The organism is Pseudomonas petrae, from assembly GCF_021728295.1.
Lineage (GTDB): Bacteria > Pseudomonadota > Gammaproteobacteria > Pseudomonadales > Pseudomonadaceae > Aquipseudomonas > Aquipseudomonas petrae.
Map to the genome: position 1 here is coordinate 1 of NZ_JAKJXE010000035.1, position 1,156 is coordinate 1,156.

At 57.4% G+C, this 1,156-nt stretch carries 1 protein-coding gene; it reads left to right on the forward strand.

Translation table 11 applies throughout. The annotated features are described in order from the left end of the window. Positions 1–1,148 (forward strand): IS3 family transposase gene (locus L4G42_RS26000; protein ID WP_237260045.1). Its coding sequence is split into 2 segments (ribosomal slippage), with 1,149 coding nucleotides annotated over them: positions 1–229 and positions 229–1,148; the frame shifts between segments, so codons are not numbered across the junction. This gene is flagged as partial in the annotation. Between the last annotated feature and the right edge of the window lie 8 nt (positions 1,149–1,156).

Here is a 1,156-nt window from a genome sequence, read left to right on the forward strand (position 1 = left end):
AAATTGGAAGTCGTGAAGATGGTCAAGGACCAAGGGCTGACCGTCCCGCAGGTTTGCCAGGACCAGAATCTCGGTGAGACGGCCGTACGACGGTGGATCCGCCAATACGACGCTGAACAGTTGGGCCAGGCCGGGATAGGAAACCCGCTGACGGCTGAGCAGCAGCGCATTCGGCAGCTGGAGCAGGAAAACCGGCAGCTCAAGACGGACAACGACATCTTAAAAAAGGCTACCGCCTTCTTTGCCCGCGAACTGAAGTGACGTATCGGTTGGTTCGGCAACTGCAACAGAAGGCTTATTCGGTGGCGCATGTCTGTCGTTTACTGAACGTCAGTCGATCAGGTTTTTACGAAGCCCGGAAGCGTGAACAAATGCCTGCCCGGCTCAGCTGTCCCGTTGTTGCGCAGCTCAAGGCAGCGTTTGCCGCAAGCGACGGCTGCTCTGGCAGCCGCCCGTTAAGCAAGGCTCTGCGGGCGAAGGGCATGGAAATAGGCCTTTATAAAGTCCGCCGCCTGATGCGAGCCCATGGTTTGCGCTCGGCCTGGAAGCGCAAATTTGTGCATACGACTGACAGCAAACATGACTTGCCGATCGCCGAGAATGTGTTGAACCGTCAGTTTGAACCGCATGCTGTGAATACCGCCTGGGTCGCCGACATTACCTACGTACGAACGCACAGCGGCTGGCTCTACCTGGCCGTCGTGCTGGACTTGTTCTCACGCAAGGTGGTGGGCTGGGCGATGGCCGCTAACATGCATGCAGAGCTGGTGTGCAGCGCGATGCAGATGGCCGTCGCGCAGCGTCAGCCACCACCTGGCTTGATCGCCCACTCCGATCGCGGAAGCCAATATGCGAGCGCGATCTACAGATCGCTGCTGGCCAGACAGAACATGCAGCAAAGCATGAGCCGTAAAGGTAACTGCTGGGATAATGCGGTGATGGAACGCTTCTTCCTGAGCCTGAAAATGGAGCGGGTATGGCGGCGCAATTACGCCAACCATGGCGAAGCGATACGCGACATCACTCAATACATCGTTGGGTATTACAACAACGAGCGGCTGCACTCGAAACTGGGGTACCTGCCACCGACCGTTTACGAACGGACGATGGCGTCGACACCACCTATCGAGGTGTCCGGAATTAGTTGACCACCACA